24 protein-coding genes are annotated in these 25310 nt (G+C 40.3%); 2 read left to right on the top strand and 22 right to left on the bottom strand.

Features of this window, described 5'->3' with window-relative positions; translation table 11 throughout:
- Window positions 1-47 precede the first annotated feature (47 nt).
- The 9 genes from deoD to KBU52_RS01260 form a co-directional block, all read right to left on the bottom strand.
- Window positions 48-758, bottom strand: coding sequence for a purine-nucleoside phosphorylase (gene deoD, locus KBU52_RS01300; RefSeq protein WP_254724061.1), 711 nt, complete (start codon window positions 756-758; stop codon window positions 48-50).
- 321 nt (window positions 759-1079) lie between these two features.
- Window positions 1080-2360: a chloride channel protein gene (locus KBU52_RS01295; RefSeq protein WP_254724060.1), complete on the bottom strand. Its 1281-nt coding sequence runs from the start codon at window positions 2358-2360 to the stop codon at window positions 1080-1082.
- Between the two features lie 2 nt (window positions 2361-2362).
- Entirely contained in the window at window positions 2363-3172 is an 810-nt protein-coding gene (locus tag KBU52_RS01290) for a purine-nucleoside phosphorylase (RefSeq protein WP_247935307.1), read from the bottom strand.
- Window positions 3172-3729 (bottom strand): DUF1697 domain-containing protein, encoded by a 558-nt coding sequence (locus tag KBU52_RS01285; protein WP_254724059.1) that lies wholly within the window; start codon window positions 3727-3729, stop codon window positions 3172-3174. Before KBU52_RS01285 ends, KBU52_RS01290 begins: the two co-directional genes overlap by 1 nt.
- Window position 3730: 1 nt before the next feature.
- Entirely contained in the window at window positions 3731-4942 is a 1212-nt protein-coding gene (locus tag KBU52_RS01280) for a phosphopentomutase (protein WP_254724058.1), read from the bottom strand.
- A 23-nt stretch (window positions 4943-4965) separates the two neighbouring features.
- Complete coding sequence (gene rpiA, locus KBU52_RS01275; protein WP_074324207.1) at window positions 4966-5649, bottom strand: ribose-5-phosphate isomerase RpiA; 684 nt, start codon at window positions 5647-5649, stop codon at window positions 4966-4968.
- A 104-nt stretch (window positions 5650-5753) separates the two neighbouring features.
- Window positions 5754-6683: a peptidase U32 family protein gene (locus KBU52_RS01270; protein ID WP_254724057.1), complete on the bottom strand. Its 930-nt coding sequence runs from the start codon at window positions 6681-6683 to the stop codon at window positions 5754-5756.
- Between the two features lie 111 nt (window positions 6684-6794).
- Window positions 6795-7475, bottom strand: coding sequence for an ABC transporter ATP-binding protein (locus KBU52_RS01265; RefSeq protein WP_254724056.1), 681 nt, complete (start codon window positions 7473-7475; stop codon window positions 6795-6797).
- Between the two features lie 13 nt (window positions 7476-7488).
- Window positions 7489-8544, bottom strand: a complete 1056-nt coding sequence (locus KBU52_RS01260; protein WP_254724055.1) for an ABC transporter permease — start codon at window positions 8542-8544, stop codon at window positions 7489-7491.
- 368 nt (window positions 8545-8912) lie between these two features.
- Between KBU52_RS01260 and KBU52_RS01255 the strand changes: the two genes are divergently transcribed.
- The gene (locus tag KBU52_RS01255; RefSeq protein WP_074324208.1) at window positions 8913-9188 is read left to right on the top strand and encodes a DUF3270 family protein; all 276 of its coding nucleotides are present in this window, start codon (window positions 8913-8915) and stop codon (window positions 9186-9188) included.
- Window positions 9189-9215: 27 nt separating this feature from the next.
- On the opposite strand, the gene KBU52_RS01250 is transcribed toward KBU52_RS01255, so the two are convergent.
- From KBU52_RS01250 to KBU52_RS01240, 3 genes are all read right to left on the bottom strand, one after another.
- A complete protein-coding gene (locus KBU52_RS01250) occupies window positions 9216-10550 on the bottom strand; it encodes a cell wall metabolism sensor histidine kinase WalK (RefSeq protein ID WP_254724054.1) in 1335 nt (444 codons plus the stop codon).
- Window positions 10543-11214: a response regulator transcription factor gene (locus KBU52_RS01245; protein WP_254724053.1), complete on the bottom strand. Its 672-nt coding sequence runs from the start codon at window positions 11212-11214 to the stop codon at window positions 10543-10545. Before KBU52_RS01245 ends, KBU52_RS01250 begins: the two co-directional genes overlap by 8 nt.
- A 115-nt stretch (window positions 11215-11329) precedes the next feature.
- Window positions 11330-13876, bottom strand: coding sequence for a M1 family metallopeptidase (locus KBU52_RS01240; protein WP_254724601.1), 2547 nt, complete (start codon window positions 13874-13876; stop codon window positions 11330-11332).
- A gap of 233 nt (window positions 13877-14109) precedes the next feature.
- Between KBU52_RS01240 and KBU52_RS01235 the strand changes: the two genes are divergently transcribed.
- Window positions 14110-15801 (top strand): Ig-like domain-containing protein, encoded by a 1692-nt coding sequence (locus tag KBU52_RS01235; RefSeq protein WP_254724052.1) that lies wholly within the window; start codon window positions 14110-14112, stop codon window positions 15799-15801.
- Between the two features lie 190 nt (window positions 15802-15991).
- Here KBU52_RS01235 and KBU52_RS01230 read toward each other — a convergent pair whose 3' ends face one another.
- From KBU52_RS01230 to KBU52_RS01185, 10 genes are all read right to left on the bottom strand, one after another.
- Entirely contained in the window at window positions 15992-16432 is a 441-nt protein-coding gene (locus KBU52_RS01230) for an ASCH domain-containing protein (RefSeq protein ID WP_254724051.1), read from the bottom strand.
- Window positions 16377-17276, bottom strand: coding sequence for a putative PEP-binding protein (locus KBU52_RS01225; RefSeq protein WP_254724050.1), 900 nt, complete (start codon window positions 17274-17276; stop codon window positions 16377-16379). Before KBU52_RS01225 ends, KBU52_RS01230 begins: the two co-directional genes overlap by 56 nt.
- Window positions 17254-17754, bottom strand: coding sequence for an NUDIX hydrolase (locus KBU52_RS01220; protein WP_254724049.1), 501 nt, complete (start codon window positions 17752-17754; stop codon window positions 17254-17256). The genes KBU52_RS01225 and KBU52_RS01220 overlap by 23 nt, the downstream gene beginning before the upstream one ends.
- A 9-nt stretch (window positions 17755-17763) precedes the next feature.
- On the bottom strand, window positions 17764-18462 hold the full coding sequence (locus tag KBU52_RS01215; RefSeq protein ID WP_254724048.1) for a 3-oxoacyl-ACP reductase: 699 nt from the start codon (window positions 18460-18462) through the stop codon (window positions 17764-17766).
- Window positions 18455-18691, bottom strand: coding sequence for a DUF2829 domain-containing protein (locus tag KBU52_RS01210; protein WP_006153235.1), 237 nt, complete (start codon window positions 18689-18691; stop codon window positions 18455-18457). The genes KBU52_RS01215 and KBU52_RS01210 overlap by 8 nt, the downstream gene beginning before the upstream one ends.
- Window positions 18692-18789: 98 nt before the next feature.
- Window positions 18790-19716, bottom strand: coding sequence for an aldo/keto reductase family oxidoreductase (locus tag KBU52_RS01205; protein WP_254724047.1), 927 nt, complete (start codon window positions 19714-19716; stop codon window positions 18790-18792).
- A gap of 103 nt (window positions 19717-19819) precedes the next feature.
- Window positions 19820-21817 carry a methionine--tRNA ligase gene (gene metG / locus KBU52_RS01200; RefSeq protein ID WP_254724046.1) on the bottom strand — a complete coding sequence of 666 codons (1998 nt, stop codon included), beginning with the start codon at window positions 21815-21817 and terminating at the stop codon, window positions 19820-19822.
- A 136-nt stretch (window positions 21818-21953) separates the two neighbouring features.
- A complete protein-coding gene (locus KBU52_RS01195) occupies window positions 21954-23213 on the bottom strand; it encodes an ABC transporter permease (protein WP_036754215.1) in 1260 nt (419 codons plus the stop codon).
- A 1-nt stretch (window position 23214) separates the two neighbouring features.
- The gene (locus KBU52_RS01190) at window positions 23215-23916 is read right to left on the bottom strand and encodes an ABC transporter ATP-binding protein (RefSeq protein ID WP_254724045.1); all 702 of its coding nucleotides are present in this window, start codon (window positions 23914-23916) and stop codon (window positions 23215-23217) included.
- Window positions 23900-25087, bottom strand: a complete 1188-nt coding sequence (locus tag KBU52_RS01185; protein ID WP_254724044.1) for an efflux RND transporter periplasmic adaptor subunit — start codon at window positions 25085-25087, stop codon at window positions 23900-23902. Before KBU52_RS01185 ends, KBU52_RS01190 begins: the two co-directional genes overlap by 17 nt.
- Window positions 25088-25310 lie beyond the last annotated feature (223 nt).

Here is a 25310-nt window from a genome sequence, read left to right as displayed (position 1 = left end):
AAAAAAGGAAGATTTTCATTCAGAAAATCTTCCTTTTGTGTTTCCTTTTATTCAGCAATCAATGTTTCCAAACCAACCTTCATCATATCAGTGAAGGTGTTTTGACGTTCTTCTGCCGTAGTGTCTTCTTCTGGATTGACCAAGCTATCAGAAATGGTCATGATAGCAAGGGCATCGACATGGTGTTGAGCAGCAAGATAGTAAAGAGCTGCTGCTTCCATTTCTACAGCTTTCACACCCCATTTACCAAGCTCGATGTTCTTTTCACCATAGTTTGAATAGAAAACGTCTGATGACAAGACATTTCCGACGTGAGTAGTCATACCAAGGCCTTTGGCAATATGGTAAGCCTTATCTAAGAGATCAAAGCTAGCGATTTGTGGGAAATCGTATTGAGGCCAATCGTTACGGATAATGTTTGAGTTGGTTGCAGCTGCTTGAGCCAAGACCAATTCACGGACGTGAACATCCTCATTCAAAGATCCAGCCGTTCCTACACGGATCAATTTCTTCACTCCGTAGTCAACAATCAACTCGCGCGCATAAATAGAGATGGATGGCATCCCCATCCCAGTTCCCATAACAGATACACGGTGACCTTTGTAAGTACCTGTGTAACCAAACATGTTACGAACTTCGTTAAAGCAAACAGCATCTTCAAGAAAACTCTCAGCGATAAATTTTGCACGAAGAGGATCCCCAGGAAGAAGAATTTTATCAGCAATTTCACCTTGCTTAGCAGCAATATGGATAGACATAGTATAAGATACCAAACCCGTCAAAAAGCGAAGGGAAAATAGGAGTTGGGCGCAGTGAGCGATGCTCGCTAGACCAACTATCTTTTTCCCACTGCTTTTAGAGTGGGTTCAATTCCTTTCTTTTTTAATTTTGATGATTTAGAGGAGAGTAACTCGTATTCAGTTCAGCGAATACGATTAACCCATCCTTTCTGTGTATTTTATAGAGAAAAGCTTTTCGCTTTTATTCAAATCTGAACACATGCTCTACCTTTCTTTATTAAATGATATTGATTATAAGTCAAAAATATATTTTGGATTAGAAAAACTAGAGTATTCTTATTAATTTTCTATTATCCTTATCTTTGGTCGTAAGTATTTCTCCCAAGGGATTCGGTCCAACATTTTAGCAAAACTAAATGCCAAGTATGCAGTCACCAAAAGAAAAGGTATAGCCTCTAATGATTGACCAGTGAACCCAATCACCAATCCAGTTGCAGATAAGGGAGCCTTCAAGGTCACTGCTAAAAAACAAACCGAACCTAATAGCAAGACTGCTGGCTGGTAGCCACTACCTAAAATCATGGTCAAGAGTGCAGCTCCTGCAATCCCCAAGGCAAAAGATGGGGTCAAGGTACCGCCATAGGCACCTGCCCAAAGGGTAACTAAAACGACCAAGGCTTTCAAGACAAATAAGAGGATTACCGTCTTGGCATTACTGCCGTTTAAAATCTCCTGAGCCATCATACGCCCGTTACCAAGTAGATGAGGCAAATGGATAGCCAATCCAACAAGGAAAAGGAATGTTACCGGCAGAGTATAGAGTATCCGCTTGTCCTTTATTCTCTTTGAAGAAGCTTGTTTGTTGAAGCGACTAAAAAGCCAAGCGAGTGGAGTCAGGAAAAGAACTAATAAGGGAACAAGCCACATATCACCTAGTGGCCAAGTCATGGCTGGAATCTGGTAGAGAGCATGATCTGAAACAACAAAGCCTGCTGTAAAAGCTGATACATATGTAGTCAGACCGACCAAGAAAAAACGTTTGACAGATATAGCAATTCCCAAGGTTTCAAAAACGAAAAACACACTCGTTAATGGAACCTGATAGACAGCCGCTAAACCCGCGCCAGCTCCACAGGCAATGAGAAAGATTTGGTCCTTCACGGAGAGAGAAAAAATATTGGCAATAGGTCTTGCAAATAAAGCTCCAATCTCCCGCGGCGCAGCTTCCTTACCGATAGGCGCTCCGCCTCCAACTGCAACAATCTGCCAAATTGAATGAACTAGCTGTTTTAAAAAATGAAGATTGTATTGTGATGTTTCATCTTTCATCTGCGCTTTGATGGAAAAAATCTTTGCTTTTCTTTGCAAGAAATACCAGACCAAGGCAGAACTGACACCCACGATGATTAAACTGATGCCTATCCGTGATGAGGCAACACCATCTGTCAAGAATCCAGTGGTATGCTCTGTCTGACCAAAAGCAATCCCTTCAACCAGCTCTAAAAGATAATGGAGCAAAATTCCGAATATGCCTGAAACTAACCCTAGCATGATGACCGCTAGAACTAATTTGAGGTTATATGGGATTTTCTGAAGACTCCTCCTCAACTCATGTACCATGATTATAATTCAGCAAGAATCGCTTTCAGCAATCCTTTGAAGTCGCCTTTGACGCGTTCAGTTACTTCTACAACTTCTTCGTGGTTGAGTTCTTCTTGGAAACCTGCAGCATGGTTAGTGATACATGAAATTCCTAGAACTTTCATGCCTGAGTGGGCTGCCACAATAACTTCAGGAACAGTAGACATACCAACTGCATCTGCTCCCAATGTCTTATAGGCACGAATTTCTGCTGGGGTTTCATAAGTCGGACCTGTTACACCAATATAGACACCTTCATCAAGCTTGATACCAAGTTTCTTAGCCACTTCATGGGCAGTAGCACGATATTCTGGAGTGTAGGCTTTAGACATATCTGGGAAACGTGGACCAAAATCATCCAAGTTTTCACCCATCAATGGGTTTTGCCCCGTCATATTGATATGGTCTGAGATAGCCATCAAGGTACCAGGCCCAAATCCAATACCTCCAGCTGCATTGGTTACAATGACACCTTCGCATCCAAGAACTTTCATCACACGTACTGGGAAAGTCACGACTTCAAGAGGATTTCCTTCATAGAAATGGAAACGACCTTGAAGAACCAAGACTTTACGTCCAGCAAGATCACCATAAACCAATTTACCAGCATGTCCGACTACTGTGGATTGACCCCAGTTTGGAATGTCAGAGTAGTCTACTACGACTGCATTTTCGATTTCTTCAGCCAATTCTCCAAGACCTGAACCAAGGATCAAACCGAACTCAGGAGCTTCGATTCCTTTGCCCTTCAAAAATGCTGCTGTTTCATTGATTTTATTTAATAATGTCATTAGGTATCTCCTTCTTTATGTTTTAAAAATTGACCAATTTTGTCAAAGGTATTAGCGTTACGAATGGTAATATTGCGATAGAAAGGCATCTTAAGCAAGTGCTTGTGATAAGCTGTTTTAGAGTAGCTAGCTTCTGACAATTTACCCCAGAAGATCCCTAATTTCCCAAAATGAAGCACTTCATCGACCAGTTCCAAACTGTTCACTTTCTCGATGGCTTGATCCACATCCAAGCCCTCAGTGTAAAAGAGCACATCCTTTCGAGCCATCTCATGATTCCACCAATCAGGAAGATTTCTAAGCTCCTTTTCATAGTCTTCAAGACTCAGCAAGGAAAAACTCTGAATAAATGGATAGCGTCTTTCAAAGAAAGCCTGTAAATTCTCTATTAATTTAGTTCTAGGCACAATGCTATTAAAGAAAATATTGCCACTATTGATGTAGGTTGCTACATTTTCTAATCCCAACTCCGTCAATTCTTGACGCAATTGAGCCATGACCACCTTGTTCTTTCCACCGACATTAATTCCCCTAACAAGTAGAGCGTAGCGAATCATCTTAAACTAATTTATCTAAGAAACTTTCACCGATCATGGCTTTTTCAACACCAAAGTTCTCTGCAATCGTTGCTGAGATGTCAGCGAAGTGTCCAACTGGAATTAATCCATTGCCTTTAAAGGATGGACTGTATGCCAAAAGTGGAATATATTCACGAGTATGGTCAGTACCAGCGTAGGTTGGGTCATTTCCGTGGTCAGCAGTAATTAAAAGAAGATCGTCTTCTCTCATTGCTGCCATAATTTCTGGCAAGCGCTCATCAAATTCATGCAAACAATCACGATAGCCGTGTGGATCACGACGGTGTCCATATAAAGCATCAAAGTCTACCAAGTTTGTGAAGGAGAACCCTTTTTCAAATTCAGGAAGTCCCATAGTCTTCAATAGTGTATCAATTCCATGACTATTTGACTTATTGTGACCCATATCGTGGTTGATACCAGCACCGTTGAAGATATCGTTAATCTTACCAACTGCATATGTATCAATACCGGCTTCATTCAATTTGTCCAATACAGTTGGAGCAAATGGAGATACAGCCAAGTCACGACGGTTAGCCGTACGAGTGAAGTTTCCAGGCTCACCAACATAAGGACGAGCAATAATACGTCCGAGAAGAGCTGGACGCTCTAAAGTAATCGAACGAGCGTATTCACAGATACGGTAGAGTTCATCCAAAGGAATAACGTCTTCGTGGGCAGCAATCTGCAAAACTGGATCAGCAGATGTATAGATAATCAACTCCCCAGTTTCCATCTGACGTGGTCCAAAATCGTCGATAACAGCTGTTCCTGAGTAAGGTTTGTTGGCTTCGCGGATGACCTTGCGACCTGAGAATTCTTCGATTTTTGTCAAGATTTCTTCTGGGAATCCATTCCAGAAAGTATCAAACGGTTCTGTAATATTAAGACCCATGATTTCCCAGTGACCTGTCATGGTATCTTTACCTAGTGATACCTCTTCAAGCTTAGTCGCATAACCTGTTGGATTGCTCTCAGCTGGAACAGTCTTCAAGGCTTGTTCACGAGGAATATTCCCAAGACCAAGTTTTGCCATATTTGGAACATTCAAACCTACTGATTTTGAAATGTGTCCAAGCGTGTCTGATGCACCATCAGGAACACCAGCGTTGACAAAATTATGAGCATCTGGTGCTGCACCGATTCCTACAGAATCTAGTACCACCAAGTGAATACGATTAAATTTTGGCATAGTGTGTCTCCTTTTTATTTTGATTATTTTGCTTTTGTTGAAGTTAAAATCTGAACGCCCTCTTGTCCAGCAACGATGACCTTATCCACCATTTGGTTAAACAAGCCATGCTCGACGACACCAACGACATGGTCCAATTCTTGTCCAAGAGCAATTGGGTCTTCAATCACTTCCAAGGCGAGGTCGATGATAAAGTTCTGCATATCCGTCACAAAACGTTGACCATCTTTTTCACGAAAGCTCGGTTTATAGCCAGCTCGCTCAAATCGACGGAAGACCTGTTCGGCACCATATTGAACAACCTCTACAGGTAATTTAAAGGCACCGAGTTTCTCTACTAACTTACTTTCATCAACTACCCAGATATATTCTTTAGATGGAGTTGCGACAACCTTTTCCATGAGAAGGGCCCCACCACCGCCTTTGATTCCGTTAAACTGACTGTCTACTTCATCTGCACCATCAACTGTCAGGTCTACAAAGTCCACTTGATCAATTGACTTAAGAGGAATATTGAGTCCTTCTGCCTGCTTGCTGGTCACACTAGAAGTCGTTACAGCTGTAATCTGTAAGCCCTCTTCCTTGATACGACGACCTATTTCTTCTACGAAATAGTAGGCAGTTGAGCCTGTTCCAAGCCCGACAACCATACCATCTTTGACGAACTCGGCAGCTTTAATCCCTGCCATTTTTTTCAGATTTTCCACTTATACACCTCCAAATAGAGCTACTTCTATTATATCATGAATACGCTTCAAATTCATCCTTGCACTAGAAAAACCCGAACATTTTATGTCGGGTTTTGTGATGTTTACTTAACCATATCAGGGTCATAGTCGTAAAATCCAGTATCCAAGAAACGATTTTTAGGATGCAACTTGCGAACTTCTTCATCGAGCAAGAAGGCTTGGTCATGTGTAAAGTTACCTTCTTGAATTAAATCGCGCGCTTGGATAAAGAGTTTTGCAATTTCTACAAAATTTTGCCCAGGTGTATAAAGACCTTCAAGCTTCCAATGAGTGAAACCATGCTCTACTAGTTCTGTCAATTTGGTCATCAAATCAAGGTCATTGTTAGCAAAGATATGAGTCCCATGTTTGTCTTCAAAGATAGAATAATGGCTCTCTGGGTCACTTGGCTCAGCCAAGAACAAGTCACGTTGACGAGATTTTTCATCATCAATCTGTGTGAAATTATAGTAGTTTTGCAAGAGTGGACGCTTCGAATGGTGGATGACACTAGCACCGTATACCAAGACCTCAGCAGGAATTTCTAAAATTTCAGGCATTTTGAAAAGTTCTGCAGATGGGATTTCACGCGCCAAAACTGCTTCTGACGCTCCTGCTTTTTGTCCCCAGAAGTTAATCTGACGACTGCTTGTGACCATGGTTGAGGCATCGTAAATCGTTTTGAAAGAATAGTTATCACGGTTAACCACATAAAAGACACCTGCGTCCCCAACTGTGATATAGTCCGTTTTGATTTCTTCTAAAAAGTCCAAGAAGGGCTTGATACGGTCCATCATGTCTTGGTGCATAAGAGCATTGACCGCAACGATTAATTCCTTACCGGCATCATGAACAATTTTTGCGATTTCACGCAATTCTTCATGACTAAAGGTCGTTGGCAAACGAAGACCAAAATCTTTCTCACCGACATAAATGCGGTCGACACCAGCTTCAAGTAGCTGTTTTACTTGTTCAATACTTTCAGCAGTTGCTGTAATGATAATCTTTTCCATAGAGAAAATTATACCACATTTCCAAAAAATCAGCTATATAGAAAAGTGGGTCTTGTTAGTCCAAATTTTTAAAAAAAGTGAACCGTACCAATAACAGTTCACTTTTTAGATTTATGCTTGTGTCTTTTCAACAAGTCGTCCGTCATTCATCACATAAATACGGTCAACCTTATCTAGTAAGCGAGTATCATGAGTAATCATGACAACTCCCCTGCCTTGCTCATGAGCAATTGAAGCCAACATATCCGTCACTTGATAAGCACGTTGTGTATCCAAGCTAGCTGTCGGCTCGTCTGCAAGTACGATACTAGGATTATTATAAAGGGCTCTAGCAATTGCAGCTCGTTGGCGTTCACCACCAGAGAGAGCTTTGGGATAGTGATTTTGAACCTTTTCCAAGTCCAACAAACTGAATAACTCTTGTCGGTTACTTTTTATAGATTTCTTTTTATCCAAACGGTCAATTAAATCTAATTGCTCCTTAACCGTTAAAAAGGGAATCAGATTTGAAGCCTGGAGGATAAAACCAAATTCTCTGAAGCGCAAATCCGTTTTTTCTTTTTCAGATAAATGCCCAGTCTCTTTTCCCTTTACTAGAATCTTTCCACTTGAAGCTTCCTGAAGTTGGCCTAGAGTCGTTAAAAAAGTTGTTTTACCTGATCCAGAAGGCCCCACAATCGCTACAAACTCCCCAGCGTTTAGCTGAAAATTGGTCTCATGCAGAGCTGTAACTTTCATAATGCCTTCGCCATAAGTTTTTGTCACTTGAATCATCTCAATTAATGTCGTCATATCATTCTCCTTATCATTCTGCAATCGCTGTAATTGGATCTACTTTAAGTAGACGCGGAAGGGAAATGACGCCACCTAGTAGTGCCATCAAGCAAATGACCAAGCTTAACACAAAGTATGCCAACCAACTAGGGTAGAAAAAGAAGGTTGCAGGTAAGACTAAAATAACAGCCCAAATGGCTAATAAAGCCAATCCTATACCCAAACCAGATAAGAGAAAGATTTGACAGAAAAGGGACCATACGATGGATTTTATCTGAATCCCTTGCGCTCGCATAATTCCATAAAGGCCTAATTTTTGAATGGTAATGATGTAGATAAAAATTCCTACAATCAGACCTGTAATGACAATCATAGCTAGAATCATTCCTGAGAATACATTGACCTGAGGGGTATAGCCAGGAATTTTAGAAATCATTTTTTGAATAGAAATCTGCTTCAAACCATCGCCAGTCACTTCTACATCATTTTGCAATACCAATGCGGAGATCGAACGATTGCCTTTTGTTATTCCTTGTAAATCCCAATACGTTGTTAAACTTGTAAAGATAACAGGTTCCGTGAAAAATTTATTTTCTCTGGTCAAACCTACAATCTTAAAACTTGTCTCACTTCCGTTGAGTTGAATAGCGTCCCCGAGTTTGATACCGTAATTTTCAAAAGACTGATCCACTACCACTTCTTGGTCGTTTTCTGGGTAACGCCCTTCAATCAAGTTTGGCGAGATAAAGCTGTCCCATTCTTGACCAAAAATAGAGACATTCATTTTGTCACTACTATCGACAAGGTTTGTCACCGCAAACATGTAGCTTAGGGGAACAGCATACCCAGACACTTTATCTTTGTAGTCTTTTTCTGGTATAAAGGATGCAGTTAAATTATCATTTGCATAATCGGATAGCACAACTCCTGTTGCTTGCCAATTATCAATAGCAGCCCTGTTATTTCGAACAAGCCCGAGAGCCAAACTAGTCATAAAAAAGACCATAAAAGCAATGAGAAAAATGGTTGTTAGAATTAAACTGTAACGCAGTTTATTCTGTAAAATTTCTTTGAAAGCAAGATACATGCCAATCTCCTTTAAGTATTCTGTTGTTGAGGAAACAAATCTCCTCTTTACCATAGCACTAAAGATAGAAAACTATCTCGTCATGAACAGCTAGAATCAATTTAAAAGAATCCTGTCCTTACTTCAAAACTGAATTTATTTGCATCTGTGTATGATTTTTATTCGTTTCAACCATCAAATTTTCCTTGTATATAATATGAGAAAATGATAAAGTTTAAACGGTTTACTCATACTATCATTTTCCCATTAGCATGTCAAGAATTCCGAAATTGTCCTTGATAACAGATTTTATGCAATTTGTAACAATCCTGTAATAATTCTCTCTTTAAAAAATGATAAAATAGTAATGTACTGTTAAGGAGAGAAATATGCCCGCAAGAAAACTACACCCGTATGAGTTAGAACAAGAAAGTATAAAAACTACTCAGTTTCAAGATTATGTCCCGGAAAATACTTCTGTTGCTAGTGTAAAGGAAGTCCTATTTTTTGTAAACATTGCTTGCTTCTGTGTCTTTTTAGCTATCTTTAGCTTTATGTTCTTATCGCTTAAATTGAACACTGTTTTATCATTTGCTTTGGCTATTGGCCTCAGTCTTGTAGCTTTACAATTTCAGCGCACTTTTATCAAGAAAAAATTCAAATAAAAACCTTCGATAAATCGAAGGTTTTTTTTATTTATTCTTTCGTCTTGATGGTGTTGTGATAGCTATCTTGACTTCAAAAATTGTTCCGTTAGGTTTGTTATCTTTCACACTGATAGAGCCTTTTAAGGCATCGACGATCTGCTTAGCTAAAGACAAGCCTAAACCGAAACCACCCTTTTGCCGTGTACGTGCCTTATCAACGCGATAAAAACGATCAAAGATTTTCTTTTTATCGGCTGCAGAAATACCGATTCCATTATCAGCTACCGTTAGATAGAGGCTTCGTTCTTTCGTTGAAATCTCAAAATATATATCTCCTTCTTCTTCTGTATACTTGACCGCATTGTCAAACAGAATGGTCATCAATTGCTTGAGGAGGAGTTTATCCGTGATAATGGTGCGATGAACACGATTTTGGAAACGAAAAACACGATTATTCTCGGATGCAATCATCTCATAGTTAGTAAAGGTTGTATTAAAGAAGTCTGGCTCTACCTCTCCAAACTCAGGCTTGATTCCATCATCTCTACGTGCCAGATTGAGAAGGTTAGTTGTTAGAAACTTCATATTTCGAACTTCTTCCAAACTAGAAGCGATACTCTCACTTGACTCCATAATAGTCGCCTCTGGTTTTCTAAAAAGAGTTTCCAGACGGTTCTGAAGAACTGCCAACGGAGTCCGTAATTCATGACTGGCATTTTCCACAAAACTTTTTTGCTTTTGCATACTTTCAAGTAAGGGTTTAACACTGACACGTGCAAGATAAAGACTGGCTAAGATAGATAGAATCCAAAAACTTGCCATTACCACCACGATTAACTGCTCGTGGTTTTGACTAATTTGCTCTAGTTGGCTTGTGTTAATCAGGATAGCAGCATACTTAATATTAGTCGAAACAGAATCAATATTCATTTCCGTTAAGACCACCCGATAAATCTCATCCTGACCGTAGCTATTCACAACATGAAGTTGTCGGATATGGTTTAAATCCTTTTTATTGAAAGTTATTCTGTCTAATCCTAAAAAACGATTGCCAGTCACTAATTGATTCAAATTTGAATCTAGCAAAATTACTTCAGTATTGGAACTTACATTTGGCTTTTTATCAGATGCTGAAGCGACACTGCCACTACCTAAATCCTTAACGTCTTCAGTTGCACGATTGACCGCCAATTGAATGATGTCCTGAGGATTGTTGCTGAGAGATAGCAGTTTCTCATCCACTGATGTGTAGAGACTGGAGTGCATAACCTGCAAGATAATTAAGGTCATGGCAGAGAAAATTAGGGTGAACACACCAAAATTACGGATAAAGTAGCTAAAATCTTCTGCGTACCAATTCTTTTTTAATTTCTTAAACATGTTTTAAAATATACCCAACACTACGCAAAGTTTGGAGATTTTCAGCAAAAGCTGAACCTTTCAATTTCTTACGAACTTTTGATACATAAACTTCTACAACGGAAATGGTTGTGTCACTGTCAAATCCCCATAAACGGTCAAAGATTTGGGTTTTTGGTAAGATGACATTTTGGTTTTGGAGGAAATAGACCAATAGTTCAAATTCTTTACCAAGCAGCTCAACAGAGGTATCTTGAACCTTAACTTCATTAGTAGATAGATTGACTGTCAAATCACCGTACGTTAAGGTATTTTCGTTAAATTTCCCTGAGCGTTTGAGGAGGGCCTGAATACGCATCTTGAGTTCTTCTAGATAAAATGGTTTGGTTAAATAATCATCTGCTCCCAGCTCAAACCCATGTCCTTTGTCATCAAGACTTTCCTTGGCTGTCATGATGAGAACAGGAGTCGAAACACCTTTTTCACGTAGTTCTTTTAAGACTTGGAAACCATTTTTTTCTGGTAACATCAAGTCCAATAGAATCAAGTCATAGACACCACTTTCAGCCTCATAAAGACCTTCTTCTCCATCAAAAACCTGCATGACATCCGCAAAATCATCCAAAAAATCAAAGACTGAATTTGACAGGCCTAGGTCATCTTCCACTAATAGAATTTTGATCATCAAAAATTCCTCCTTATTATAACCATTATAGCAAAAATATCTTAAAAAAAACTCAACTTTCCTTGTTTTTCTATGAGAAAGTTGAGTTTTTATATACTAATTAGTCAAAAAGTTTTTAAGCCTTGCCATATTGTGCAACAACTGCTTCAACCGCTGCTTTTTCACGCATAATCAATTCAACGCGTGCTGCGATTTCCTTGATTCCCATACCGATGTTCCGGCTAAGGGCAAGGTCAGAAAGTTGTGGTTCAAAGAAGGCTTTATATTCCGCCAAGCGTTGTTCTGTTTTAAAGATGTGTGATGGGAAGATGACAAAGCTATCAAAGCTCATGTCTCCACCAAGGGCTGCCTTGATCCAATCCCAGTTTTCACGAGCCCAAACCCAAACAGTTTCTTGGGTAGCTTGGTGTCCAAGGAATTGGAGGTACCATGCTGAAAGGTCTTGTGGTTTCACGACAAATTTGTCCTTCCAAGTTGCAAGAAGAGTTTGGATGTTTTCTGCATCTGTACTGTATGCAAGCGCAGCTGCTAATTGACGTTTGAAAACTGCATCTGTTGCATGAGTGTATAGGTCTAGGTAAGTTGCAACCAAGTCCTTAGTCTCATTGTGTTTAATCTCATTGATGAGAACTTGAGAACGAATGGCTGCTGGAAGTCCTGCAAGATTGTCTTTATGGGCTGCAAAGATTTGACTTGCTACCTGACTAGCTTCTTCATCATTTGAACGAATCATCATAGAAATGGTCAATTGACGAACCAATTCATCTTCATCAGATTCTCCGTCTTTCGCTTCAAAACCAAGTCGTTCATAGTTGTGACGGGCCAATTTAGCAACCAGAGTGTTAAAGGCTTTCTCAGCTTCTGTTCCTTCATCGATAAAGCGCTCAAGGGCAGAAATAACCTGAGAAACTGCAGCAACAACCAGGTAAGACTCTTCCTTAGCAAGTTTATCAAGTACTGGCAACAAGTCTGCATATGATACATGTCCTGCTTCAGCAAGCAAACGACGTTCTTGGACGATTTGAAGCTTACTTGTATTATCAAGTTCAACTAATTCTGAAAGGATAGAATCCAGTAATTCACCTTGATAGTCAGTAATGTAGTGGGCAGTATTTTCAGTGTTGAGACGAAGGGCTGTCTTGTTTTCAGCAAGAAGAGCTGCATAACCTGGAATTTCTATGCTTTCAGTTTCGAGTGTATCTGGCAAACCTTTCCAGTTACTGTTAAGGGGTACTACCCAAAGACGGTTCTTGTCTTCATGCTCACCGATGAAGAATTGTTTTTGTGAGATCTTCAAAACATCATTTTCAACTGTAGCAGTCAAAACTGGATAACCAGGTTGCTCCAACCAAGAATCCATAAAGGCTGCTACATCACGGCCTGATGCTTGACCAAGGGCATTCCAAAGGTCACGACCAATAGTGTTTCCGTATTGGTGTTTTTCAAAGTAAGCGTGCAAGCCTTTAGCAAAATCAGCATCTCCTAGCCAACGACGAAGCATGTGCATGAGACGGCTTCCTTTAGCATAAACGATTGCAGAGTCAAAGAGTGTATTGATTTCATCTGGGTGTTTGACTTCGACGTGAACAGACTGAACACCATCAGTTGCATCACGTTTAAGAGCGGCTGGTACTCCACTTGTTTGGAAATCTTCAAAGATATTCCAGCTTGGCTCAATCGCATCCACACAGACGTATTCCATCATGTTGGCGAAGCTTTCGTTGAGCCAGAGGTCATCCCACCATTTCATAGTTACGAGGTTACCGAACCATTGGTGAGCAAGCTCGTGAGCAATGACGAGGGCTACTTGTTGACGGCTGGCAAAGGTAGAATTCTCATCCACAACCAAGTAGACTTCACGGTAGGTTACGAGACCCCAGTTTTCCATAGCACCTGCTGAGAAGTCAGGAAGGGCGATATGAAGAGATTGAGGGATTGGGTACTTGACTCCGTAGTAGTCTTCGTAAAATTCAATAGAACGAACAGCGATATCTAGTGAGAAATCAAGGTTTGAAAGTGGATGGGCCTTGGTTGAGTATACACCTACCAAGGTACCATTTTTAGTTGTAGCAGTTACCCCTTGCAAATCACCAGCTACGAAAGCTAGCAAGTAAGAAGACATACGAGGTGTAGTTTCAAACTTCCAGATGCCAGTTTCTTTGCGGTTTTCAACATCGATTTCCGGCATGTTTGACAAGGCAAGTTCGCCTTCTGCTTGGTCAAAACGAAGCGCTAGGTCAAAGGTTGCTTTAGCTTCTGGCTCATCCACACATGGGAAGGCTTCGCGGGCAAAGTGGCTTTCAAACTGCGTAGACAAGACTTCCTTCTTAACTCCATCAACTGTGTAGTATGATGGATAGATTCCTGTCATATTGTCTGTGATTTTACCTGAAAAAGCTATAACCAATTCAACTGAACCTGCTTCTGCAAGTTCGATATGAAGGGCTTCGTTTTCGTTATCAACTGTAAATGGACGAGCTTGACCTGCTACTTCAACTGAAGCAATTTCCAAATCTTTTTGGTGAAGGGAAATACGGTCACTTTTAGCTTGACCAGTAATGGTTACTTTTCCTGAAAAAGTCTTGGTCTCACGACTCAAGTCTAAAAACAAATCATAATGTTCAGGAACAAATGTTTCGATATAATGTTCTACTGCTTGCATCATATTCTCCTATTCTAAATTTCTGAGCGAATGCTCTAGTTCAAACATACCTATTTTATCATATTTTTAAATAGAAAGAAGGATTGAAATGATTTTTACAATATTTTCATCTCTTCATTACTCTAAACTCTAAAGATGTTTTATAAAAATTGTTAAGTCGTATTATTTGACCGCTTAATATGTTAGTGCTAAAATTGTCTTGTTTGGTAAATCAACTATAAAAAGGAGGATCAATGAAAAAGCTATTTTTTGCTGTTTTTTCTGCATTTGCGGCTCTTGCACTTCTAATTTCTATCGGTGCATATAGAACGCAAGCAAAAGAATTAACCAGCCAAGTGAAAATTTCTCAAGTGACAACTGAAGGCGAAAAGATTTCATATCACTGGGAAATTGACGGTGGCGTAGAAGTCGGTGATACATTCACAATTTCTATGCCAGAGGACGTTAAGTTTGCTTCTTCCGCTTTTAGCTCAATGAAAAACGCTAGTGGCGAAGAAATTGCAACAGGAAAAGTATCAGATGACGGTAAGACTCTGACTATTACCTTTGTAAAAGGAGGGAATAAAGGGGCTGAAGGAAACGTATCATTCTGGTATAAATGGGATGGAGATAACACCACTGGTCAAGACCAAGAACGCTCCATTAAAATCGGCTCAGAATCTGCAATTGTCAGACGTTCTGGACAAGGTCCAGTACCAGTCCTACTTCCGATTAAGAAGTATAATTCTGGTGGTACAGATAACACTAACTTGCAACATGCTCAAAAAATTTGGGGACCTACAGGAATTCCAGACTGGAGAGATACCCTAGAAGTAACTGATAAGACTACTGATGGTTTCTTGTTCTGGCACATCTCAGTAAACAATGCTGTTGACAAGAAAGAAGCTGCTTCAAGCATCGTCTTTACTGACCAAATGCCTAACCTTCCTGCACTTGACTATAGCCGTATTAAATCTGCTAAAGGTCAAGATGTGTCTCAATACTTCAAAGGTGGAACATACCTTCCAGCATCATTTGACTTGAAAGTCAATGGTAAAACTCTAGTTGTTAACGGAGTATCAATGTCTGGTCTTGCATTAGAACCATACATCGAGTGGACAGAACATGGATTTAAACTTGATTTGACTAAGGTTAGCGACCAATTTAAAGTTGCATCTACAGACGAAATTACCCTATCATACCAAACACTTCTACAACATGCTGATCAAATTAAGAGCGTAACAAATGTTGCTTCTCTTACAAGTGATCAACACAAAAAAGCTGTAGCCAAAGAAAACACTTGGGTTAACAAAGCTGCTTCAGCAGATGCACAAGTCTACAATAGTGATGTAACAACTTCAACAACGACTACATCTACTACCACAACAACTTCAACAACGACTACGACATCTACTACTACAACTACTGAGTCTACAACTTCATCCACTACAACTACTGAGTCTACAACTTCATCCACTACAACTACGACTCCTGAGTCTACAACTTCATCTACTACAACTACGACTCCTGAATCTACAACTTCATCTACTACAACTACGACTCCTGAGTCTACAACTTCATCCACTACAACTACGACTGAAGAGCCTAAGACTTCAACTTCAACTACTACAACTCCTGAAGAGCCAACTAGTCAAAATAGTAGTGAAGAATCAAGCTCTACAACAACTACAACTACTGAAAGTTCAACTTCAGAGACAACAGCTCCAACTGCAGATACAACAGCTTCAACTTCGAAAACAACAACTCCTGAAGCTAATGGTTCAACAACCACTACAACTACTGGAGAACCTACAACAGTTTCAACAACTGGGGACAAACCAGAACTTCCGAACACTGGTGAACGTAATAGCCTAATTGTTTCTGTTGCTGGTGTTGCAATGCTTATCGTAGCTGTAGGAACAGTTTTACATTATCGTAAAAAATAATCAACCAATGTAGAAGTGATATGAATAGGGATTCAAAAGATAAACATCTTTGATATACTTTATCCAGAACTTCACTTGCTAGATTCAAAAAAGCGGACATGATTGTCCGCTTTTTGTTTGCTCGTTTTATCATTTAAAGTCAGAAAAAAGCTTTGGATAATGATTTCCAAAACTTTCTTATGTCTGCTTTTTACAAGGGGTAGACCTTACGAAATTCTTCTAAAACCACCTTACTGTCAGGTGTAAACGTCAGACCTGCTTCTCCTAAGCAGTCTTTGAAAAAGTCTTCATGAACCTGACGCCAATAGGCTAAGGATTTATCGCCTTCACCTTCCTTGTAGGCATGGTCGGCTGACACTTGATAGAAAGGCTGAACAGAAACCTTTGTAATTTCGACAATGCAGACAGCCTGGTCTTGGCTGTCTAAAATAATATCAAAGGTCCCTTCTTGTGGAAGAGGTTCGTCCTCTAATGCGTAGAGATCGTAAGCTGAGGCTGTTGCTGTTTTTTCGCCTCTTAGAACCAAATCAGCCAAGAGATCTGCCTCTACTCCAAAAGCCCAGGCGTCTATCTCATCACCGATAGAGGTATTGATTTTCTTGTATGCATTCCACATTTCTTGCGGTGTCATGAGTTCTCCTTTGTATTTTTTTACTTTCTTCTTTTACACGTTTGAGATGATCTGGATAGTCAATATCTAAATTAAAAATCTCCGGAATAGAACTGTAGTGGATAATGCACTCAATCCCCATCTGATTCATTTTTTGTATGAAAGAAGGATTCAGATAGCCTGCTACAGCGAAATCTATCTTTTTCATCCTTGCTTTATCCTGCATCTGTCTCAGCATTTCTAACATAATGGGACTTTCCATATCATGCCATTGACTGTTTCTTACAGTCGCAAAAATAAATGAAGTCAAATCATTCATTCCCACTACAATCTTTGAAATGCCAGTTTCCAGTATCCTGTCCAAGTCAAAATAAGCTGAAGGCAATTCAATCATTGTGCCAACTTTTCCAGTAAAACCATGCTGACGTAACAATGTAATAGCTCGTTTTAATTGGTCGGCATCATTAACAAAAGAAAAAATAACAGACAAATTGGGATTATTTTGATAAACATCTGTAACGACATTTGCCTCAGCCTGAAATTCATCTGGACACGCCAACAAACGCCTGATACCTCTGTATCCAAATAAGGGGTGGCGTTCGTCAAAATACTCTTTAGTCCCGTCTAGACTATTTGCTTCTGCATTTGTTAACTCTGAAAAGCGATACCAAACTTCTTCATCTGAGTACAAATGACAAATAGTGTCTAGATAATCTTTCACAAATTGCTGACAATTTGGTAATAGTATGTTTTGATTGAGCTCTCTTAGCAAGTATTCCCCACGAATCAAGCCGACGTGGTGCAATAAATGTGGATAAACTTTTTCATCAATTCTTTCGCCACTAAAAGCCAGTTGATTTTGCATGTTTTACCTTCCAATTCTTATAGCTTATCAGTTCTAATTCTGGAAATCCTCGTAACTCTGCCTTCACCTTCAATACTAAGGGTGAGGCATTTTCTTCGGTCAACTGCTCAAGAGGAAGCCAAATGGCATTTGCTGAATCATTACTTCCATCAAGAACTTCATGAGGTAGGAATTTTTGAGAGCCTTCGAAATCGAGTACGATATCATAAAAGGCCATAATATGGTGTACTGCGAAGTCTTGCCCTTCTTCATGAACCAGCACATCATAAATCCTAGGATTTGAATACTGACTAAGCATATAACCCGTCTCTTCCAGAACTTCTCTCTTGAGGGTTTCAGTCAGTCCCTCCCCTACTTCCTGGCTACCACCTGGTAGGTCAAAACGATGCTGATAGGGGCCTCTTGTTTTTTCAATACAGAGCAGTTTTCCCTCTTGAAGACAGACTCCGTATACCCCAAAGTGATTTTTGATTTCCATCAGATTCTCCTACTTCAAGCTCCAGCCACCATCAATAGTCAAGATTTGTCCTTGCATGGCGCTTGCCTTTCCACTTGCTAGGAGGAGGCTAACTTCTGCCACTTCCTCTGACTCAATCCAGTGTTTGATGGGTGTTTCACTGGCTACCCAGTCTGCCAGACCACCTGGTTCAAAGTCGGCAGCGGTCATACCTGTCTTAACTGCACCAGGAGCAATGCCAAAGACCTGAATCCCAGCTTCAGCATAGTCTAGAGCTAATTGCTTGGTAAAGCCTGCTAAGGCATGTTTAGAAGAGGTATAGGCGTGCCCACCTCCGCCTGCCAGACTTGAAGCAATGGAACACATATTGATGATGATCCCTTTTTTATTCTCTAGCATTTGCGTAAGATAATGTCGCGTCAACTCTACTGGAGTCACATAGTTGATTTCAAAAATTTCTTGGATTTCCTGAGCAGATTGTTCTAGTAAAGGTTTATAGTCATCCAAAACTCCAGCTGTATTGCAGAGAACATCCACCTGAGGACACCAGTCAAAAATTGGTTCCAAGTCAAGCGTTAAATCACGTTGTAAAAAGTGAAAGTCACCCTGTAAATCAGGATTGTCACCCTGATCCACTCCAAAAACCTGATAACCTTTTTCTAAAAAGAGTCGAGCTTGAGCCAGACCAATCCCTGAGCTAACGCCTGTAATCAATACACGTTTAGTCATGGACTTCTACCCAATCCGTCGCTAAGACATCACAAGGAGTTGGACTCCACATAGAAAAACCTTCTCCTTCACCAGATACGTTGATGAGGAAATAGGGTGTCACTTCAAGGGCGACACCATTTTGCTCGATGGTATCAAAAAGCTGTACATAGTTTTCAGCCCCACCCCAACCAGTACGCACATATTTCTTCTTAGACTTTAGTCCAGGAAGGATTTCTTCGAATGTCATGTTTTTCTCCTTTGTTATCTATAAATCTTAATTTCATTATAACAAAAAACCGTTTTTCAACGGCTTTTTGACTGTGATTTCTTAAAATGCATTTTTTCCTATGGCAAATCATTCCCTGCTGCGAGGTAAATCTCATACCATTCTTTTCGAGTCAGGTTGACATGACTTGCTTGGCTGGCTTCTATCAAATGTTTAGGGTTAGTTGTTCCTACTACTGCCTGCATCTTGGCTGGATAGCGTAATACCCAAGCGATAGCAATAGCTGATGGGCTTACACCGTATTTTAAGGCTAATCGATTTAGGACTTGGTTTAGTTGTTGAAACTTCTCATTGCCGACAAAATTCCCTTTGAAATATCCGAACTGCAAGACTGACCAGGCCTGAATAACCATGTCGTTTAATTTGCAGTATTCAAAGACGCTACCATCACGCAAAGCTGCCTTGTCACCTTCCATATTGACATGGAAACCTGATTCAAATCCTGGCGTGAAAGCTGCGCTTAGTTGTAATTGATTGATAGACAAAGGTTGTTTGACCTCTTTCTTCAGCAATTCCATCATCATAGGATTTTGATTGGACACACCGAAGTCTCGAACTTTACCTGATTTGTGTAGAATTTCAAAAGCTTGAGCCACTTGATCAGCTTCCATCAAAGCATCTGGACGATGGAGAAGAAAGCTATCTAGATAATCAACCTGCAATCTTTTTAGAATCCCGTCTACTGATTCTAAAATATAGTCTTTTGAAAAATCAAAATAGGTAAATTCTTCTATGCGAATGCCACACTTGGACTGGATCCACATCTTTTCTCGCAGGTCAGGACGATTGTTTAACACTTGACCCAGTAATTCTTCGCAACGTCCTCTACCGTAGATATCTGCCAAATCAAAGGCATTGATTCCTACAGATAGGGCTGTTTCAACCAACTCCTCCACTTTTTTAACCGATTTGTCACTGATTCGCATCATGCCTAGAACGATTTCGGACAATTCTCTTTTCTCTTGACCAAATGGAATATATTTCATGGCAATTTCCTCCGCTTTTCTTCATTATAAAGCAGAATGCCACTTTTATCAACTGATACCTTACAAAAGAAAAGAACCAGTTTAATCTGGTTCTTTTTAAATCTTAGCCAATCACACTTCCGTTTGGTACAGCTGGATCAACTGTGAGAAGGGTTAATTTGCCATCATGTTCAGCTGAGAGAATCATCCCTTGGCTGACATATTTTTTCATCATTTTACGTGGTTTAAGGTTGGCAACGATTTGGACTTTCTTGCCGACCAATTCTTGTTCGTTTGGATAGTATTTCGCAATACCAGAAAGGATTTGACGATCTTCACCATCTCCAGCATCTAAGCGGAATTGAAGCAACTTATCAGAACCTTCTACTTTAGAAACTTCTTTTACTTCAGCAACACGGATTTCAACCTTGTCAAAGTCTTCAAACTTGATTTCTTCCTTGTTGAGTTTGAGTTCGACTTCATCTGGGTTCCACTCTTTTTCGACGGCAGGCTTGTTGCCTTCCATTTGTTCCTTGATATAGGCGATTTCTTCTTCCATATCGAGACGTGGGAAGATTGGTGTTCCTTTGGCCACTACAGTCACACCTGCAGGGAAATCAGCCAAGCTCAAGTTTTCAAGGCTAGAAACTTCTGCTAGACCAAGTTGTGTCAAGACTGCACGACTGGTTTCCATCATAAATGGCTCAATCAAGTGTGCTACGACACGAAGGCTAGCTGCCAAGTGGCTCATAACACTTGCCAATTGCTCTCGGTGCGCTTCGTCCTTAGCCAGTACCCATGGGGCTGTCTCATCGATGTATTTATTAGTACGTGAGATGAGGGTCCAGACTGCTTCAAGCGCACGTGGGTAGTCAACTGCTTCCATGTAGGTATTGTAGTCAGCGATTGATTGTTCTGCCACTTGAGCAAGTTCATTGTCAAAGTCTGTTACACCTTCTACATAGGCAGGGATTTGACCATCAAAGTACTTGTTAATCATTGAAACCGTACGGTTGAGGAGGTTTCCGAGGTCATTTGCCAATTCATAGTTAATACGACCTACATAGTCCTCTGGAGTGAAGGTTCCGTCTGAACCAACTGGAAGGCTACGCATGAGGTAGTAACGAAGTGGATCGAGTCCATAGCGCTCTACCAACATTTCAGGATAAACGACATTCCCTTTAGACTTAGACATCTTGCCATCTTTCATGACAAACCAACCGTGAGCAATCAAGCGGTCAGGTAATTTAACATCCAACATCATAAGAAGGATTGGCCAGTAGATGGAGTGGAAACGAAGGATGTCTTTTCCAACCATATGGAAGACTGTTCCATTCCAGAACTTATCAAAGTTACCATGTTCATCTTGACCATAACCAAGAGCTGTCGCATAGTTAAGAAGGGCATCGATCCAAACGTAGACAACGTGTTTCGGATTTGATGGGACTGGTACACCCCAGGTAAAGGTTGTACGAGATACTGCTAAGTCTTCCAAACCTGGCTCGATGAAGTTACGTAGCATTTCATTAAGGCGACCATCTGGAGTGATGAAGTCAGGATGTGATTTGAAAAATTCGACCAAGCGGTCTTGGTATTTGCTGAGGCGAAGGAAATAAGATTCTTCTGAAACCCATTCAACCTCGTGACCTGATGGAGCGATACCACCCGTCACATTTCCAGCTTCATCACGGAAAACTTCCGCAAGTTGGCTTTCTGTAAAGAATTCCTCATCGGATACTGAGTACCAGCCAGAGTATTCACCTAGGTAGATGTCATCTTGAGCAAGCAAGCGTTCAAAAACTTGTGCTACCACTTTTTCATGGTAATCATCTGTAGTACGGATAAATTTATCATATGAGATATCAAGCAATTTCCAGAGTTCTTTAACTCCAACTGCCATACCATCAACATAGGCTTGAGGCGTGATGCCAGCTTCTTCTGCTTTTTGTTGAATCTTTTGGCCATGCTCATCAAGACCAGTCAGATAAAAGACATCGTAGCCCATCAGGCGTTTGTAACGTGCTAAGACATCACATGCTATAGTTGTGTAGGCAGAACCGATATGAAGTTTACCAGATGGATAGTAAATCGGTGTTGTAATATAAAAATTCTTTTCAGACATAATATTTCCTTTCCAGGCTAATGAAACCTGTTTTTCTAACACTTCATTATACCACATTTTTAGTGATTTTCGATAGAGAAATCCATACAAAAAACAAGATAGACAAGCGTCCATCTCGTTTTTCCTGTTGATTGTCTTATTCATAGCGAAGTGCTTCGATAGGATCAAGCTTAGAGGCTTTATTGGCTGGTAGAACACCGAATATCATACCGATACTAGCTGAGACCGCTAGACTAAAGAGAGCGATTGGGATGGATACACCAACTTCTATTCCTGCAATCATGTTTTGAAGAAGAACACCTGCAAGCATAGTCACCCCTGCAGCAAGCAGTAGACCAATGAATCCACCTAATAAGGTTAAAATCATGGATTCAATCAAGAACTGAACCAGAATATTAGCCCGTGTTGCTCCTAGTGCTTTCCGTAAACCAATCTCACGGGTACGCTCTGTCACCGAAACAAGCATAATGTTCATAACACCAGTACCACCAACAAAGAGGGAAATCCCTGCAATGGCACTAATAATCGTAGTTATAAAGCCGAAGAGTTGTTGTACTTCTTGGAAGGCGGCAGACGCATCTGCAACTTGATACTCCCCTTGTTGAAGACCTGCAATCTCTGTCATTCTTCTTGCTAACTCTGGTCCTAAAGTCTGAGTCAAGCTGGTATCGTTAACACGGAAGACAATATTTGAAATCTCGTCTGTGTTAAAATTAGCTGCCAAGGAAATATTGGTCGTAATTGGAAGTCCTCCGACTCCAAATGTTTTCGCAGCCTTAGCTTCTTTACTTGCATAAACACCAATAACACGGTAACTGATTTCATTTACTTCAACAATTTGGTTGAGGGCTTCTTTTGCAGAACCAAAAAGGCTATTGGCAAGCTCTTCATCTAAAATGATCACACTTGCAAAATCTTTATAATCTTGTGCTTTAAGTCCACGACCTGCAATGATTTCATTTTCGACCGCATCCATATAGGTGACATTCCCACCCGTCATGTTCGCGTGTTCGACCTTTTTATCCTTATAAGTCAAGGTCACATTGGCTGAGTTGGTTACGTAATAACTATCTACTCCCTTGAGCTTTGCAGCTTCCTTAACCCAAGCTTCTTGAGGTTTTGGTGGTTCAACAAAATCTTCTTCTTGACCGCCAGACAAGGTCAGGGCAGATTGTCTTTGTGTAAAGGAACCGTCCTTACTCTTGGTAGGTGAGAAAAAGACATGAATGTCTTTTTGAGACTTGGTCATGTTTTTATTGACCTGACGAGACATAGAGTCACCCAAGGCCATGATAACTACAACAGAGGATACACCTATGATAATCCCAATCATGGTCAAGAAGGAACGCATCTTGTGGGCCATGATAGATGAAAAGGCAAATTTCAGATTCTGCATCTTAGTTTTCCTCCTTTTCTACTAGTCCACTATCAGACGAAATGACTCCATCGCGGATGACAATCTGACGTTTAGCGTAGGCAGCAATTTCAGGCTCATGCGTAACCATAATGATGGTTTTTCCTTCTTTGTTTAATTCAACTAAGAGTTGCATGATCTGATTTCCTGTTTTAGTATCCAAGGCTCCAGTAGGTTCATCTGCCAAGATGATAGAAGGATTGTTAACGAGTGCACGCGCTATGGCCACCCTTTGTTTCTGACCTCCTGACAACTCTGAAGGTAAGTGATGGCTACGCTCAGTCAGTTCAACCTTTTCCAGATACTCTTCTGCTAATTTGCGACGTTTTGAAGCTGAAACTCCCGCATAAATCAAGGGAAGTTCGACATTCTGGAGAGCATTCATTTTGGACAAGAGAAAGAATTGTTGAAAGACAAAGCCAATTTCTTGATTTCGCACCTTGGCTAATTGTTTTTCACCCAAACCAGCTACTTCTTTTCCATCTAGAAAATACTGACCACTTGTAGGGGTATCCAACATACCAATGGTATTCATGAGGGTGGACTTACCAGAACCAGATGGTCCCATGATAGCCACGAATTCTCCCTCGTGAACTTCAAGGTTAATGTTTTTGAGAACTTGAAGCTCTTGATCACCATTTCGATAACTACGGCAGATATTTTTGAGGTTAATTAGTTGCTTCATCAGTCTTCACCTCTTTTCCTTCTTGCAAGGAAGCTGTCGGATTACTGATGACTTTTGCTCCATCTGTCAGACCAGATGTGATTTCTTGGTTTTCTGCATCTGCATTGCCCAATCCAACTTCAACTTTTTTGGCCTTCTGATTTTCATCAAGGATCCAAACATAGTTTTTATCTTCTTCCATGACGATACTTGTAATAGGAACAAGCAATGCTTTACTCATGCTTTTCACTTCGACACTGACAGTAAAACCTTGTTTCAGATCACCAATTTCACTAGTTACATCGACCGTATATGGATATTTAGAACCTGTGTTTGAACCAGCTAAGCTACTGCTTGCTTCACTACTGTTCTTTGGATAATTTGAAATATAGCTAATCTTACCATTCCAAGTTTTATCTGGGTAAACCTTAGAAGTAAAGGTAACTTCTTGGCCTACAGATAGATTGGCAAGGTTGTACTCAGAAAGTTCTCCCTTGACCTGCAAGTTGTCGTTACTAACGATATGCACCAATACTTGGCTATTTCCTGTTGGAGATTTCGAAACATTACGATTGACTTCAACAACTGTACCTTCTACAGTACTCAAAACTGTAGCGGCATCCAACTGAGCCTGGGCTTTTTCAAGTTGTGCCGCTGCGTCTGCACGAACATCACGGGCATCACTGATTTGTGAATCAATAGAAGCTGTAGCTGATGTAGAAGATTGCGCTTGAGTTTGGTCCGTAGCGCCTTCAATCCCTGCTTGAGGGAGTACAGGTGTTGCTGCAGCAGTATTTCGAGCCTCGTTCAATTCATTGATATGACGATCAGCTTTCGCAACCGCACGACTGGCAGCATCATAGGCAGCCTGAGCTTCTGTACTACTATACTTAACAAGGGCTTGGCCTTCACTTACCTTATCTCCTACAGAGACCGAAACCTCATCCAAGTCACCTTTACTAGCATCATAATAAACATATTGTTCTTTTTGAGCTGTTACAGTACCAGATAAGAGAACCGATGAAGCCACTGATCCCTCTTTGGCAAGAACGACTTTTGCAGTTTCGTCTTGTGTTGCAGCTTGATTTGGGTGTCTCAATAGAAGGACAGCAGCTGCTCCTACTACAAGAACTGACGTAACTCCTATAGCTGTAAATAGGGGCCATTTTTTAGCTTTTGACTTCTTTTTCATATCCATACCTCTTTTATAAACATATATTAAGATTATAGCACAAGTCATAAAAATGGACAATTGCTTTCTGACCATCCAAAAATAATTGTCAAATCTTTTATTGTTGTGTTAGTTATATAATACAACTTCTTTTTTATTTTTGCAAGCATTTTCTTAAGAAATTTAAGCGTAGCAGATTTTTGCATTGACTTCCAAAAAAAGATAGAATATGACTAGAAAACAA

Origin of the sequence: Streptococcus sp. 9.1(2021) (assembly GCF_030466425.1) — a bacterium.
In the GTDB taxonomy this organism is placed as follows: domain Bacteria; phylum Bacillota; class Bacilli; order Lactobacillales; family Streptococcaceae; genus Streptococcus; species Streptococcus wuxiensis.
Note: the sequence above shows the minus strand (reverse complement) of the source record. Positions and strands in the feature narration are given on the sequence as shown.